Below are 14,997 nucleotides of genomic sequence, written 5' to 3'. Positions count from 1 at the left end.
CACGAGAGGGGAAAGCAAAAATGAAAAACATCTCGCGCCGCGCGGTTTCAGCCGGACTTGCCGCAACCGCCCTCGCGCCGTTCGCCCGCTCCGCATCAGCGCAAGCCGCCTATCCCGGCGGCCGTGCGATCAAGGCCGTCGTTCCCTTTGCCGCAGGCGGCGCAACCGACGTGATCGGCCGGATCATCGCCGATCGCATGCAGGCGAAATGGAATACGTCCGTGGTCGTTGAGAATGTCTCGGGCGGCGGCGCCAATATCGGTATGGACCGCGTTGCCAAAGGCCCCGCCGACGGTTCGCAGATCCTCGTCGTGGCGCCGCAAATCGCGATCAATCAATATCTCTACGCCAAGCTCGCCTATGATCCCGAGAAGGATCTGATGCCGATCGCGCAGGTGGCGAATGTCCCGAACATTCTTGTTGTGCGCAAGGATCTGCCGGTCAATTCGGTGCAGGAACTGATCGCCTATGCCAAGGCCAATCCCGGCAAGCTCAACTATGCCTCGTCCGGCAACGGCACGACCGTCCATCTGTCGGCGGAATTGTTCAAGCGTATGGCTGGTGTCGACATCAAGCACATTCCCTATCGCGGCAGCGCGCCGGCGGTGAACGATCTGCTCGCCGGCCAGGTCGATCTCATGTTCGACAATGCCACCTCGATCATCGGCCAGGTGCGCGGCGGCACGGTGAAGGCGCTAGCCATCACCACCAGCAAACCCTTCTCGCAATTGCCCGACCTGCCGCCGGTGGCGCAGACGGTGCCGGGCTATGACACTGTGTCCTGGTTCGGCATTGTCGTGCGCGCGGGCACGCCGGACGCTATCGCCGGCACAATCGAAGAAGCCGTGCGAGCGGCGGTGCAGGAGCCGGCCGTGAAAGAGCGCCTTGCCGCGCTGATCGCCGAGCCGGTCCTGTCCGACCGCAAGAGCTTTGCGGATTTCATCGCCGACGAGCGCAAGAAATGGGGACCGCTAATCGCCGATCTCAATATCCGGATCGATTAAATCCCGTCGACCGAGCACACGCTAGAAGCCTTTCCGGCTTTGATGAAATCAAAGCCAGGGCTTTAGCTTTTTGTTTTGACGCATTTTCTTCACACGAACCGATACCCACCTCGCTCGAAAATGCTTTAACATCGCAGGCCGGCTTCAACCGGCCCGCGATGCATTTCAGATCAACGCGAGACTACTTGTACAATCCTTTATCGCTGAGCCATTTCTGAATCAGATCGGCGACCTCGCGATTGTTCCTGTCCATCATCGGAAAATGCGAATTGCCCTTGATCCCGATGGCAGGCAGATCCACGACATCGACGCTGCCGCCGGCCACGCGAATCTTTTCAGCAAATGCCGAACCATTTTTGCGGATCGTCGGCCAGCGTTTATCCTGCGCGATGAAATCACCATAGACCATCAGCGTCGGAATTCCCTTCAACGCCGCCACCTTGTCGGGATCGCCCACCTGCGCGGGCTCGACCGCAACCAATGCCTTGACTTTGTCAGGCTTCGCCTGCGCCGCTTTGAATGCGAACGGCCCCGCCTGGCTGTGGAACAGGATCACGCACGGACAAACCTTATCGACCTCCGCCAGATATGCCGCGAAGATCGCTTCATCGGTCGACGTCCAACGCGGCACGATCTGCTTCATCATGTTGTCGTAACCTTCCGCAGGAAACTGATTGCCTGGAAGGTAACGGCGCTTGGCGGGATCCTGCGAGAAGGAACCCTCACCGGCACCAATGCGGAAACGCTCGAATGGATTGGCGGTGGTGAGAAAAACCGGCTCGGTTTTGAAGATGTCGGGATACTGCGCCCAGCCCGAACGGCCGCGTTCTACGGCATCGGAATTGTAGACCGCCCAGCCCTTGCGCAGAAAATAATTGAGCCAGCCTTCACGGCCATCCGGCGTGCTCTCGTAGGTGACGCCGGTGTAACCGCCGCCATGCCACATCAGGAGTGGCACACGACCGCGCTCGTTCGCTGGAATAAAATACTGCACGTACATCTGCTCGACTTGGTACGTGCCATTCGGATCAACCTTGACCGGCACGCCACCGGGCGAGAACAACATCTCCTTCACCGGCTTGCCGCTGATCTCGACCAGCCGGCCACCGACGTGAAATGATCCCATCGTTTTCAGATTGATCGGCGCGTCCTCGGCATGCGCCGGAGCGCACAGAGCGAAAAACGGCGCCACCATAAGCGCAGCCAAAGCGTACCTTATTGCAAGCTTCACTGTTTCCTCCTCGTTTTGTGATTTTTGTGCCAGTCGAAATTATCGGCTTAGTTCAGCGCCATATTTGCCGTCTTCACGATATCGGCCCAGCGCGCGTGCTCCGCCTTGATGAAAGCGCCGAATTCCTGCGGCGAATTTCCGACGGGCGTGGCGCCTTCATTGGCTAAACGCGAGCGAACGGTTGCATCATTGATCGCTTCGACCGTCGCCTTCTGCAGCATATCGACGAGCTCCTGCGGCGTTCCCTTCGGCACCACGAAGCCGTACCAGGCACTCGCTTCATAGTCCGGCCAGCCGCTTTCAGCGATGCTCGGCACCTCGGTCATGGTCGGCACGCGCTGCTTGCTGGTCACCGCAAGCGCCCGCATCTGCGAGGTTTCGACCAGGCCGCTCACCGATGGAATTGTGGTGATCATGAATTGTGTTTGGCCGCCGAGAAGATCACTGATCGCGGGTCCGGCACCGCGATAGGGCACGTGCACGGTGTCGATCTTCGCAATCACATTGAGCAAGAGCGTCGCAAGGTGACTGGCCGAACCATTGCCGGCCGAGCCATAGGCAAGCTTACCCGGATTGGCCTGCGCAAACTCCACGAGCTGCTTGATCGTCTTGAATTTGGATTGCTGCGGCACCACGGCCACGAGCGGGGTCGCCGCGATCAATGTGATCGGCGCAAAGGCCGTCAGTGTGTCGACCTTCAGGCTTTTGAACATATGCGGGTTGACCGCCATTGGACCCTGATTGGCCATCAGAATCGTATAGCCATCCGGCGCCGCACTGGCTGCAGTCTGGGTTGCGATATTGCCACCGGCGGTGGCGATATTCTCGACGACAATGCTCTGACCCAGTTTCTCACCCATGGCCTGCGCGACCAGTCGCGCAATCGCATCCGTGCCGCCGCCTGCGGCATAGGGAACGATCAGCCGCAGCGGACGATTCGGAAATGATTGCGCGAAGACGCTAGGCGAAGTGACGATGGCGGGGGCCGCGAGAAGGCTCTTGCAGAATAGTCGTCGTGTGATCATGGGTGGGTCTCCCTGTTTCGTTCTGAGTTGGATGCGAAAGCGCATCGGTCGGAATAATGACGTGACCTTCGAACATGCGGCGCGCCGTATGGATCACGCTGGCGCGCTGAACCGAACCACCTGGCGCCAATGACAGATGGATCTCGATCCGCCCGCTCGGGTGTCCTCATCGTGATCAGCGACACCGGCACGGATTGCGCACAATGACGGCGACCGTCCCAGCGTGTGATCGCCCCTCATACCGTCCACACAGGAGATGCGCGGGGGCGCTGTTATGCGAAGTGCGCGGGGCGCCAAAACCGCCTGTCCTCTTGCCGTCCTCTTCAAAAATCGGCGGCAAAGTGGCAGGGGTGATTACGCATGTGAAATGCAAATATCTGTGCTATTAATGCAATATGAGCATCAATTACGAATCGCTCGATCTGCGCGCCTTTCTGACGGTGGTCGAGCTGGAGAGCTTCCACCGCGCCGCAGCGGCGCTGAACATGTCGCAACCGGCCTTGAGCCGGCGCATCCAGAAGCTGGAAGGTTCGATAGGCGCCGCGCTGCTTGAACGCACAACGCGCCGCGTGGCGCTGACCGCGGTTGGCCGTGAATTATTACCGCTCGTCCGTCGCATGCTCGACGAGTTCGATTCGTCGCTGTTCGCAATGCGCGAGTTGGGTCAGCGGCAGACCGGGCAAGTGACCATCGCCTGTCTGCCGACGGCGGCGTTCTATTTTCTTCCGCGAGTCATTGCCCGCTTCAACGAACAATATCCGAATGTGCGTTTCAGCATTCTCGATCTGTCGGCCAATGATGGCCTGCAAAGCGTCGCACGCGGCGAAGCCGAATTCGGAATCAATCTGCTCGGCTCGGCCGATCCCGAATTGACGTTCGACGCGTTGATCGAAGATCCGTTCGTGCTGGCCTGCCGACGCGATCATCCGCTCGCTGCGCGTGACATCGTCGCATGGGCGGACATTGAGCCCTACCATCTTGTGACGGTCAGCCGCGCCAGCGGCAACCGCACCTTGCTCGAAGCCGCGCTCGTGCGATCACGCGTGAGTCTGCGCTGGTTCTACGAAGTGACCCATCTATCGACGTCGCTCGGACTGGTGGAAGCCGGCCTCGGCATTTCGGTGTTGCCACAGCTCGCGACGCCTCAAGGCGAGCATCCGATTATCGTGACCAAGCCGATCGAGAATCCGCAAGTGTCGCGCACCATTGGCGTCGTACGTCGTCGCGAGCGGCAATTATCGCCGGCTGCGCAACGTTTTCTGGATATGCTGATGACGACGTGGTCGGAGGGGTGAGCTTGCCGGGCGCCCGCTCCCGCGGGACGGAGGAAACGCGATGCAACCCAGTGCAAGCTTTTCAAAAAGCGCATCAAAGCCATAAGCGGGAGCCCCGGCTTTGATCCCATCAAAGCCGGAAGGGCTCTAAGCGGCGCAGCTTCAGCCCGCCTCACCGCCTTTTCAGTGGTTTGCAATGTTTCGTGATCGGTGACTCCAGGCCCATCGGGCCAGCGACCGCGCCCAAAAATTGCACCGCTGCGGAACCCCCGTTGTCCTGAGATGGGACAAGGCGTGGCTCGCGCGCTGAAGAACCTTTGGCTCACGCGCGGCGAGAGAAGAAAAAACCTAATAAAAACGGGCCGGAAAGGCGATTTTTCCAGCCGGTCTCAGTCGGACGCTCTCACCGACGGCCCTGTTCGGGACGTTTCCAATCCCGGGAACATACCGGTGCAAAAAATCCACACCGTTTACCGAACGTTAAACACAGGGCTTGAAGGCCGACTCGCCGCTTGCTCATATGCTGCCATGAGTACGGTCCTTATCGAGATTCGACGTGCAAAGCTGGCCGACGCGGAAGATGTCGCGCAGGCCCATGATGAAGCGTGGCGCACCGCCTATCAGGGAATCATTCCCGGCACCGAACTCGACAAGCTGATCAGCCGCCGCGGCCCTGACTGGTGGCATTCGGCAATTCGTAAAGGCAGCCGCATCGCGCTGATGCAATTCGGCGATACGGTCGCCGGCTATGCGAATTACGGCCGCAACCGCGCGCGCAGCCTCTATTACGATGGCGAGATCTACGAGCTTTATCTGAAGCCGGAATTTCAGGGCCTGGGCTTCGGCCGGCGTCTGTTCACGGCCGCGCGTCGCGACCTTGCGCAAAGCGGCTTGAAGAGCCTCGTGATCTGGGCGCTGTCGGATAACGATCCGGCGGTTGAATTCTATCGCGCTCTTGGCGGCCGCGCCGTCGCGCGCTCATCGGAGCGCTTCGGCACCAAGGTGCTGGATAAAGTCGCCTTCGCCTGGCAGTCGTAACGCGCGCATCACTCTCTCCGCTCGCCCCCGCGAAAGCGGGGACCCAGAGTCAGAAAGCTGGATTCCCGCCTTCGCGGGAATGAGCGGAGAAATTAGACTTCACCAATCCTCAATGCATCTACAAGCGCGGTGAAAGGCCGGTGCTTGGTGCTTCAGTGTGTGACCGGCGCATCCACGCCGCATTTGAAGCTGCGCGCCTTCTCATCCGCAAGCTTGCGTGCAGCGTCATTCGCATCTGGCTTCCGCGCATCGACATAGCCGACATGACACACGCCGCCGGGATTGAGGCGCGTCACAACCAGCGTGCGCCCGGTCGATTTGCCATCATCACGTTCAGCGTCGGCCTCGGTGCGCGTGTTCCAGCGCAGGATGGTTGCGAATGGCCGCGTCTTGCCATCCGGCAGCTTTTCCATGCGCCATTCCACTGTCCCTTGATAGACGCTGTTGAAGCCCGGAAAGGTCTCGGACGCGGCAACTTCACGCGAAGCCGCACGCTCGTTGCGGCCGAAGCTCACCTGCATGCGCTGGTCGCCGGCGCTGAGATAGACGTTGAGCCCGCCATGGCCCGGACAGCTCCACGAGCCGTAATCCTCGACCTCGCGGCCGCGCTTGTGCTTGCAGGTCTTGTCGGCGTCGAACGACGTGTAGACGCTGAAAACCTGCTGGCTCAACGCCGGCGTGATCGATGCTTGCGAGATGAGGCCGAGAGCGGCCGCGAACAACAGGTGCTTCACTGATCTTCCCTTTCCGGACACGTTAGTCGCCGTCCGGCCGGAAAGGTTCAATCAGACCTTCGGTTCCGGCAAGCCTGCCGATGCGCAGGCGGCGCGCAGCGTATTGAGGATCACGCAGGCGATGGTCATCGGCCCGACGCCACCGGGAACTGGCGTCACCGCGCCAGCCACCGCCAGCGCCTCCTTGTAATCCACGTCGCCGACCAGCTTCGTTTTGCCAGCCTCGCCCGGCACGCGATTGATGCCGACATCGATCACGGTCGCACCCGGCTTGATCCAGTCGCCCTTGACCATTTCCGGCCGTCCGACCGCAGCGAAAAGAAGATCGGCTTCGCGGCACACGCCCGGCAAATCCTTCGTCTTCGAATGCGCGACGGTGACCGTGCAATTTTCCGCGAGCAGCAATTGCGCCAGCGGCTTGCCGACGATGTTGGAGCGGCCGATCACCACCGCATTCATGCCCGACAGCGACGAATGCATTTTCTTCGCAAGAATCACGCAACCGAACGGCGTGCATGGCACCAGCGCGCGCTGGCCGGTGGCGAGACGTCCGGCATTGACGGGATGGAAGCCGTCGACATCCTTGTTCGGATCGATCGAATTCAACACCAGCGTCGAATCGATCTGCGACGGCAGCGGCAATTGCACCAGAATGCCGTGCACATTCTTGTCTTCGTTGAGCTGCTTGATCAACGCGAGCAAATCGTCCTGCGATGTGTCGGCCGGCAGCTTGTGATCGAAGGATTTCATGCCGGCATCGGTAACGGCTTTCGATTTCGAGCGGACATAGACTTCGCTCGCCGGATCGGCGCCGACCAGCACCACGGCAAGCCCCGGTACGATGCCGTGATCCTTGGCCAGCTCGGCCGCCGCTTTCGCGATATTGCCGCGCAGCTCCTGCGCGATCGCCTTTCCGTCAATGATCTTTGCGGTCATGTCCCGTCCGTCACTCGTGTCCTGTGTCCGACGCTCGCACCCTTAAAGCGTTTTCAAGCGAAGTGGATACCGGCTCGCGTGAAGAAAACGCGTCAAAACAATAAGCTGGAGGCCCGGCTTTGATTCCATCAAAGCCGGAAAGGCTCTTAGCCTCAATCTCTCATACGAGCGTCGGAAACAAAAGAACACGAGCAACTTTTGAGCTCGTGCGGTTTTGGTTCTGACGTTCCGATGATAGAGAATGCCGCTCGGGTGATCGGGATGTCAGCATCACCGCACGAGCTGTTCCAGACGAGCCGCCAAGGCAGCGCCATCGCCATCGATTTCAATGCGCTTGATGCGCGCGGTTTCCCCGGCGGCCAATGTCATCGCGCGGCGCGCGACGTCAAGCGTCTTGGCCAGAAAGGCCATCAGCGCGGCATTCGCTTCGCCATCGGTGGGCGCAGCCCGCACGCGCATCTTCAGCACCACGCGCCCATCACTGAGTGTCGCGATGCCGTCCACCGCATCCCGCCCACCCTTTGGGGTCAGGCGTATCGTGACGACAAGCCCTGACGGCGTGACGGTCCAGGGACGTTGGCCGGTCGCGTTCATGCGTCAGGGCCGTGGCCCAACCGCACGTCAGAACACGTTGGGATAGATGTAGCGGGTGATGACGCTCTGCAGGAAGAAGATGATCAGGATCACGATCACCGGCGAAATGTCGATACCGCCGAGGTTGGGCATAAATGAACGAACCGGTTTCAGGACCGGTTCGGTAATGCGCCAGAGAAAATCGGCGATCGTGGCGACGACCTGATTGCGGGTATTCACCACGTTGAAGGCGATCAGCCACGATAGGATCGCTGAGGCGATCAGCAACCAGACATAGAGTTGGAGGACGAGAAGGATGACGTCGAGAATCGAGCGCATTGCACGTTTTCTTTTCTCAGAGCGGGAGCGAGCATGATGCCGAAAAGTACGAAGCGGTTTTCGGATGACATCATGCTCGTAGAATCGATCACGTTTATGATTTTGGATCGATTCGATCCAAAATCATGCTGATCTTTGAAGATGTATCGGTTCCGCCGATCCCCGACAAGCGGTGGTGGACGCTCAAGGACGCCACATCGGCAACAGAGCACCTCGAAAGCATCTTGCGGGCATCCTTGACTTGCCGAAATGCGCGGCCTAAATGGCCGCACTCGCCCATTTTGTCACGTCCCGTACACGATACGGCGACGTCCCAAGGCGGGGCCATAGCTCAGCTGGGAGAGCGCGTCGTTCGCAATGACGAGGTCGGCGGTTCGATCCCGCCTGGCTCCACCAAACCTACCAAGCATTTGATTTATCGAATAATTTGAACCAAACGGCGGGGTGCCTTGCCCGGACGAAAGACCCGCCGGCGCGTTTGCACGGGGATCCGTGCTTGAGCAGCGCCTGCAGGCTCTCTTTCGGCCGGTATGCAATCACAGTTCAACGGAGTGGCGAGATCATTCTCGAACAACCAAAGGTCGCCTGATCACGGCGTGACAGGCCCCTTGTCGGTCCATTCGGGCGGCAGCGCCATCTGATCGCCCAGCACACCGGCCAGACCGGGAAAGCGCCCGAACGCTTCGCACGCCGGATACTTGTGCTTTCCTCCAAACAGCGGGCCGAGGCTTTCAGCCGGCGGAAGGGTTGGCGAACCGCCAAACGGTGTGGAGCCAGTCACCAGCATCTTGCTGAAGTCCTCGCCAAACGCAGCGGCCAGCGTATAGGCATCGCCTTCCTCCGACATTCGCCCTGAGCCTCCGAACAGCGCGCTCGCGCCACGGCCCCAGACCATCGCAGCTTTTTGGTCGCCGCTGTGATTGCGCGCCTCTGCTTCAAGCGACAGACTGCCGAGTCCGACCGGCACGCGCGGGATCGGCACTGGCACACCCGGGAGGAAGATCGTCTTGGCGATCGAGGCGCCCTTGGACAGCCCGACAGCGGCTTTATCCGTCGGCGTGACATGCGTGATGACGGCCTGCACGGTCAGGTCCGCGGGTTGTGAACTGTCCACCACCTCGAAGCGGTGACTGAGGCCGGCACACAGCGAGCGATCGACCGCATTGGTGACCAGTCTGCGTTGCGTGGCCGTGAACGGCACGCTCGCCGCAGCGGCTGAAAACGAGGTCGGAATGATCTTGACGGTCTTGGCCGCCAGAACGTCGTCCTTGTTCAAGTTCAGAAGGGATCGCGTCACCACCCCGTCTGACGGCTTGAGGTTCTCGTAAGATCGAAGACTTCCCGCCTGCTCCAGCGGGGCGGTTGCGCAAGCGGAGAGCAGCGAAGCTGCCGCCAAAGAGACACACGACTTGAACCCGGACTTGCCGGTTCGGCGCGCAAAACGTTGCACCTGCCGGCCGCGACGATCAAACGACATAGTATTCCGCCCCCCAAAATATTACACCGAGTGTAGATATGATTGTGGCGCGTACAAGGCTAAATTTACACTCTGGTGTAATTTTGCACTCTATCCGGAATCATGGCAAAGAAGCCCAATGCAGGTGGTCGCGGATTCAAGAAAAGAGGGTTTGCGCGAGCGGAAGCGCCGCGAGACGCTTCAACGCATCTCCGAGGTTGGACTCGGCCTGTTCATGGCCAAGGGCTATGACGCGACGACGCTTGATGAGATCGCAGCCGAGGCCGGAATTTCCCGGCGCACGTTCTTCTATTATTTCGAGAGCAAGGAGGACATCATCCTTGCTTATGTCGGTGTCTTTGCCGAAGCCCTGAAAACGGCCGTGAGAGAAAGCACCGCGTCCACACCGCTCGGCACTGTACAGGATGCACTGACGAAGGTGTTCGGTCGCATCGAGACATCCAAGCTTCTGGCAATCGTACGCTTTATGCACGAAAGCATGACGCTGCGCGTCAAGCGACGCAAAGATTTGCAATTCGAACAAGCCATCTTCGAGACATTGTGCGAGATCTGGCCGGCAAAAAGCCGGCGCGCGCGGCTGCGTCTTGTCACCATGGCGTCAATCGGGGCCATGCGCGTCGCCGTTGGTGCGTGGTCCGAGCAGAATGGCAAGCGCCCCTTGGCCAGCCATATTCGAGATGCCTTCCATGACTTGAAGGCGGAGATCGGCGCAAAGGATTGACAGGCCGTAATCGGCGCGGCGCATGACATCGGAAACTCACACGAACGCGCGTGCCAACCACAAAGCAGGATGCCCTATCCGCAGACCGGTATGGACCATATCTTAAGCCGGCACCACCGGCCGCGGCTGCGCCGCTTGCGCGCGTTCTTCCTTTGCCATCTTCGCCAGTGTCAGAAGATCGACCTTGCCCGATCCCAGCATCGGCAGTTTTTCCCTGTAGATCACTTCCGCCGGAATCATCAGCTCTGACGCGTGGTGCTCACGCGCGAAGGCGATGAAATCGGAGCGTGTCGCTTTTTCCTTGTTCGTATAGAGCAACAGCCGTTCGCCCTTGCGCGCATCGGGGACGGACACCACCGCCGACACGGCGTCGGGCCACAGTTCGCCAGCCAGTGCTTCCACCGCCGCGAACGACACCATCTCGCCGCCGACCTTGGCGAACCGCTTGGCGCGGCCCATGATCTTGATGAAGCCCTGCGCATCGATGGTGACGATATCGCCGGTATCGTGCCAGCCTTCCGGTGGCCGTTCCAGCACACCGGGATGCTCGACCCGCAGATAGCCGAGCATGACGTTCGGCCCTTTGACGAACAGCCGGCCGCCCTCGTCGACGCCCTCCACCTTTTCCAGCTTGGCTTCCATGCCCGGAAACAGCCGGCCGACGGTGCCGAACTTGTTGAACATCGGCGTGTTCAGCGCGAGCGCCGGCGCGGTTTCGGTCACGCCATAGCCTTCGAGAATGCGAATGCCGAATTTCTCCAGATAGAGCTGCCGGGTGGATTCGCGCACCGGCTCGGCGCCCGCCAGCATGTAGCGGATCGAGCGGAAGTCGTACGGGTTAGCGGCCCGCGCATAACCGTTCAGGAACGTATCGGTGGCGAACATGATGGTCGCGTTGGTGACGTAAACCAGTTCCGGCACCGTGCGATAATGCAGCGGCGACGGATACAGGAAGATCGGCACGCCCGAGACGATCGGCAGGATCACACCGACGGTCAGCCCGAATGAATGGAAGACCGGCAGGATGTTGAACACCTTGTCGGTGCGGTTGAAGTCGATGCGGGCCCGCGCCTGCGCCGCGTTTGTCAGGATGTTGCGATGGGACAGCACGACGCCCTTCGGCACGCCTTCCGATCCCGATGTGAACAGGATCGCGGCCCAGTCATTCGGCTTTCGCTGCACCAGCGACTTCTTGTAGTTCAGCATGCCGTCGAGCTTGTCGAACAGGCCAAGCGTTGCGCGGACATCCTCCAGATAGACGATCTTCACCTCGGCCGAGAGCTTCTCGAGCAACGGCTCCAGCTTGCCGCGCTCGATGAAGGCACGGGACGTGACAATTGTATCGATGCCGGCCGCGCGGCAGCCGCCGAGAATGTTGCTGGCGCCGGCGGTGAAATTGATCATCGCCGGCACACGGCCCGCTGACATCAACCCGAAGATCGTGACGACGGCGCCATTGGCATTCGGCAGCATGACGCCGAGCGGCTTGCCGACCTCGGCCAGCGGCATCAGCTTCTTGCCGAGAATGCGCGCGCCGAGCAAGAGGCGCTTGTAAGTCAGCGAACCGGTGACCATGTCCTCGGTCGCCACCGTCTTCATGCCGTGTTCTTTTGCGGCATCGACCACCGCCTGATGGATGGTGCGGTCGGTCGGCGTGGTCTTGTAGATCATGTCCGACATGATGTCGTAGAGCGCAGCGCCCGCCGCGCGCCGCCGCGCCTTGCCGCGCAGGGCCGGATCGAGATTGAGCTTGGTCGGCTCCAGCACCGTGACCCGGACCTTCGGGAATAATTGCTTGCGGATCTGGTCGCCATGCAGACGCGTGAAATACGAACGCTCAAGCCCCTCGATGCGGATCGGCACGATGGTCGCGTCGGACTTGTCGGCAATCAGACCGGCGCCGTCATAGACCTTCATCAACGAGCCGGTGACCGTCAGACGGCCTTCCGGGAAAATGATCAGCGTGTCGCCGGCCTGCACCGCCTGGATCAAGGTGCGCGTCGCCATCGGCTTCAGCGGATCGATCGGCAGCGCCCGCGTCATGCGCGCGAACGGGCGCACCCACCATTTCTGCGCGATCGACGTGTCGATCGCGAACAGCGGATTGCGACCGAGCAGCGACAGCGCGATGCCGGCGTCGAGGAAGCTCACATGGTTGAGCGCCAGGATGACATTCGGGCTCGTCACCTTCTGCAGGTTGTCGAGGCCGTGCACTTCGGCGCGGAAGAAGGTGCGGTAAAGGATCGACAGGGCGTCGTTGAACGGCCGGGTCGGCATGGTGATGCCGATGGCAATGGCAACCAGGAAATTGGCCACGCCGAGGCCGATGAGGAGTTGTGGCGTTGTTACACCATTGCTCTGCAGCACCGCGACGAACAATGTCGCGACGGTCATGAACAAGGCATTGAGCACGTTGACCGCGGCAATCACGCGGGCGCGGCGATCGGCAGCCGACCAGGCCTGCACGGCGGCAAAGGCCGGCACGATGAACAGGCCGCCGCCGATGGCGAGGCCCATCAACGAAATCGCCACCTTGATTCCGCGCGGCGACGTGAGGATTTCCAGCGGCCCGGCAAACTGCGTCGCCGGCGTCACGCCATACAGCGAATAGCCCATGAAGACGGCGAAGAAGCCGAGCAGCAATGCGCCGAGCAGGGTCGGCAGCAGAATGATGCGGCCGCTGGCCAGCCACGCCGCAAGACCGGAGCCGATCGCCACCGCGACCGAGAAAACCGCAAGATAGGCGGTGACCGTTTCCTCGTTGCCGCCGAGCAGCGATTTGACCGCCGGCGGCAACAGCGACAGCACCACGATACCGGACAGCCAGAACCAGCTTGTGACCAGTGCTCCCCACCACAGCCGGTGATCGCTGCGCAGATGCTGGATCAGCGACCAGGTCGAAGAGGCAATGTTCTTGTTGATGATGAGATTGGGCGCGGCTTCACCGGTACGCGGGATGAACAGGGCTGCGAGCCAGCACAGCAACGCAAAGAACATGACCAGCGCGGAGAAGCCGATCGGGCTGCCGCCGCCGTGAGCGGCGATGCCGGCGACGATGGTGCCGAGCAGGATGGCGATGAAGGTTGCGCCTTCAACCAGAGCATTGCCGGCCGGCAATTCACGGCGCTCGAGATGATCGGGCAGAATGCCGTATTTGATCGGGCCGAACAGCGCACCAATCACACCGAACCCGAACAGGGCAACATACAGAACGACCAGAGAATGGATGAGGAAGCCACCGACCGCGATCGCAGCGATGGCGATCTCGACGAATTTCAGCCGTTGCGCGATCACCGCCTTGTCGAAGCGGTCAGCGATTTCTCCACCCAGCGCAGAGAGGAAAAAGTACGGCGCGATGAAAATCGCGCCGGCCAGCGTGATCAGCGCTTCGCCCTGCGATCCGTCAACGGCACCGGCGCCCGCGTGAATGCGGAACAGAATCAGGAAGACGATCGAGTTCTTGAGGAAGTTGTCGTTGAATGCCGAGAAGAACTGGCACCAGAACAACGGCGCAAAGCGCCAGGACAGCATCAACGGACTGGACTTGTCGGCCATGCGCGTCAGTCACCATTTTCCCAAAACCGGCGCCGTTCTAGCAGATTTCAACAACCACCGGTACGGGCGATCGCCTTGAAAAATCTGCAAAAACAGCGCTCAGACCGGCCGGGCCGACTCAGTTGGCTGCTTCATGCAGTCGCCGTCCACGCCGTTATGGAGCCTGTACTGGCTGAATCCCACATGGCTCGCCGGCGAGCCGGATACCACGACGAGATAGGCGAATTCGGTGCGGTGGCGGTGGGCGTCCTCGAACACCTCGTCATATTCGGCCCAGCCCCAGATCAGCAGCTTGCCCTGGAGGTCGCGTACCTGACGCAGAATTGCCGGCTCGATGGTGATGACCGGTGACAAAGCGGTTGCGCGCGGGCCAATGATCAACGGCTTGTAGTCGTCATACGACGTGATGCGGTTACCGACCTCATCAAAATCGGCGAAGTCGAATTCCGGCGGCACCGAGCGCTCGAAATATTTCCAGTTCACGTGGGCGCGGCCGTGCCGCGTCGGTGTCGTGCCGGCATTCTCCCAGATCGGCTGAATGGCACAGGTCTGGATTTCATCGTTGAGTGGATTCTTGGTCATCGCGACCTGCAATTCGCGCAAGAATACGTAAGCGCGCTGCGACGAGATCAGCCCTTCATTGACGAGATTGGCGGTGCGCTCGGAGGCGCGAATTGCCGCTCGCATCCAGAGCACATGAAACAGGCCGACCAGCAGCAGAAACAGTGCGATGGCTGCGAGGATCGCGTCGGTGATCCGGGTGTCGCAGATGAAGCGCCGCAACCAGGTGCTCTCTGCCGCAGCCGGCGCCTTGGCCTGCGCATTCCGGAGCAGCGCGTCGAGGCCATCGCGCGTCAGCACCGCGTGTTCAACAATTGCCCCAGAATTCTGCGCCTCAGAACCGGAATTCTGGAAATGGATCGGCAGACGCGGTGTCGCGCGCGCCGGACCGGCCGGCACGTCACTCGCACACATCTTGGACAGGAAAACAACCGCACCCGCGATCGCAGCCGCTGCGATCAGCGCCGATAGCAGAAATGCACTGATGGTCTTCATTGAGATAAGGAAGCCTGCGATGCCGCTTGATTGG

General features: G+C 60.7%; 13 protein-coding genes and 1 tRNA gene. 5 read left to right on the top strand and 9 right to left on the bottom strand.

The window, feature by feature from the left end:
* Window positions 1–20 precede the first annotated feature (20 nt).
* Complete coding sequence (locus CAK95_RS08710) at window positions 21–1,004, top strand: Bug family tripartite tricarboxylate transporter substrate binding protein (RefSeq protein WP_157699573.1); 984 nt, start codon at window positions 21–23, stop codon at window positions 1,002–1,004.
* A gap of 181 nt (window positions 1,005–1,185) precedes the next feature.
* On the opposite strand, the gene CAK95_RS08705 is transcribed toward CAK95_RS08710, so the two are convergent.
* Both CAK95_RS08705 and CAK95_RS08700 read right to left on the bottom strand, forming a co-directional pair.
* Entirely contained in the window at window positions 1,186–2,235 is a 1,050-nt protein-coding gene (locus tag CAK95_RS08705) for an alpha/beta hydrolase (protein WP_245303680.1), read from the bottom strand.
* A 47-nt stretch (window positions 2,236–2,282) separates the two neighbouring features.
* A complete protein-coding gene (locus tag CAK95_RS08700) occupies window positions 2,283–3,260 on the bottom strand; it encodes a Bug family tripartite tricarboxylate transporter substrate binding protein (RefSeq protein WP_086087559.1) in 978 nt (325 codons plus the stop codon).
* Between the two features lie 395 nt (window positions 3,261–3,655).
* On the opposite strand from CAK95_RS08700, the gene CAK95_RS08695 reads away from it, so the two are divergent.
* Window positions 3,656–4,555, top strand: coding sequence for a LysR family transcriptional regulator (locus tag CAK95_RS08695; protein ID WP_086087558.1), 900 nt, complete (start codon window positions 3,656–3,658; stop codon window positions 4,553–4,555).
* Window positions 4,556–5,062: 507 nt separating this feature from the next.
* Window positions 5,063–5,572: a GNAT family N-acetyltransferase gene (locus CAK95_RS08690; RefSeq protein WP_086087557.1), complete on the top strand. Its 510-nt coding sequence runs from the start codon at window positions 5,063–5,065 to the stop codon at window positions 5,570–5,572.
* 152 nt (window positions 5,573–5,724) lie between these two features.
* On the opposite strand, the gene CAK95_RS08685 is transcribed toward CAK95_RS08690, so the two are convergent.
* From CAK95_RS08685 to CAK95_RS08670, 4 genes are all read right to left on the bottom strand, one after another.
* A complete protein-coding gene (locus CAK95_RS08685) occupies window positions 5,725–6,306 on the bottom strand; it encodes a hypothetical protein (RefSeq protein WP_245303679.1) in 582 nt (193 codons plus the stop codon).
* Between the two features lie 51 nt (window positions 6,307–6,357).
* Window positions 6,358–7,242: a bifunctional methylenetetrahydrofolate dehydrogenase/methenyltetrahydrofolate cyclohydrolase FolD gene (gene folD, locus CAK95_RS08680; RefSeq protein WP_086087556.1), complete on the bottom strand. Its 885-nt coding sequence runs from the start codon at window positions 7,240–7,242 to the stop codon at window positions 6,358–6,360.
* 270 nt (window positions 7,243–7,512) lie between these two features.
* Window positions 7,513–7,836 carry a DUF167 family protein gene (locus CAK95_RS08675; protein ID WP_086087555.1) on the bottom strand — a complete coding sequence of 108 codons (324 nt, stop codon included), beginning with the start codon at window positions 7,834–7,836 and terminating at the stop codon, window positions 7,513–7,515.
* A gap of 27 nt (window positions 7,837–7,863) precedes the next feature.
* Entirely contained in the window at window positions 7,864–8,154 is a 291-nt protein-coding gene (locus CAK95_RS08670; RefSeq protein ID WP_086087554.1) for a YggT family protein, read from the bottom strand.
* Between the two features lie 320 nt (window positions 8,155–8,474).
* Between CAK95_RS08670 and CAK95_RS08665 the strand changes: the two genes are divergently transcribed.
* A tRNA-Ala gene (locus CAK95_RS08665) sits at window positions 8,475–8,550 on the top strand.
* Between the two features lie 193 nt (window positions 8,551–8,743).
* On the opposite strand, the gene CAK95_RS08660 is transcribed toward CAK95_RS08665, so the two are convergent.
* Window positions 8,744–9,631, bottom strand: coding sequence for a DUF3313 domain-containing protein (locus tag CAK95_RS08660; protein ID WP_086087553.1), 888 nt, complete (start codon window positions 9,629–9,631; stop codon window positions 8,744–8,746).
* On the opposite strand from CAK95_RS08660, the gene CAK95_RS08655 reads away from it, so the two are divergent.
* Complete coding sequence (locus tag CAK95_RS08655) at window positions 9,564–10,352, top strand: TetR/AcrR family transcriptional regulator (protein ID WP_245303677.1); 789 nt, start codon at window positions 9,564–9,566, stop codon at window positions 10,350–10,352. The two genes, CAK95_RS08660 and CAK95_RS08655, sit on opposite strands and share 68 nt — an antisense overlap.
* A 102-nt stretch (window positions 10,353–10,454) precedes the next feature.
* On the opposite strand, the gene CAK95_RS08650 is transcribed toward CAK95_RS08655, so the two are convergent.
* Both CAK95_RS08650 and CAK95_RS08645 read right to left on the bottom strand, forming a co-directional pair.
* Entirely contained in the window at window positions 10,455–13,907 is a 3,453-nt protein-coding gene (locus CAK95_RS08650; RefSeq protein WP_245303676.1) for an acyl-[ACP]--phospholipid O-acyltransferase, read from the bottom strand.
* A gap of 99 nt (window positions 13,908–14,006) precedes the next feature.
* Window positions 14,007–14,963, bottom strand: a complete 957-nt coding sequence (locus tag CAK95_RS08645) for a hypothetical protein (RefSeq protein WP_086087551.1) — start codon at window positions 14,961–14,963, stop codon at window positions 14,007–14,009.
* Window positions 14,964–14,997 lie beyond the last annotated feature (34 nt).

Source organism: Pseudorhodoplanes sinuspersici (assembly GCF_002119765.1).
GTDB lineage: Bacteria > Pseudomonadota > Alphaproteobacteria > Rhizobiales > Xanthobacteraceae > Pseudorhodoplanes > Pseudorhodoplanes sinuspersici.
This window is presented reverse-complemented; position numbering and strand designations above follow the sequence as displayed.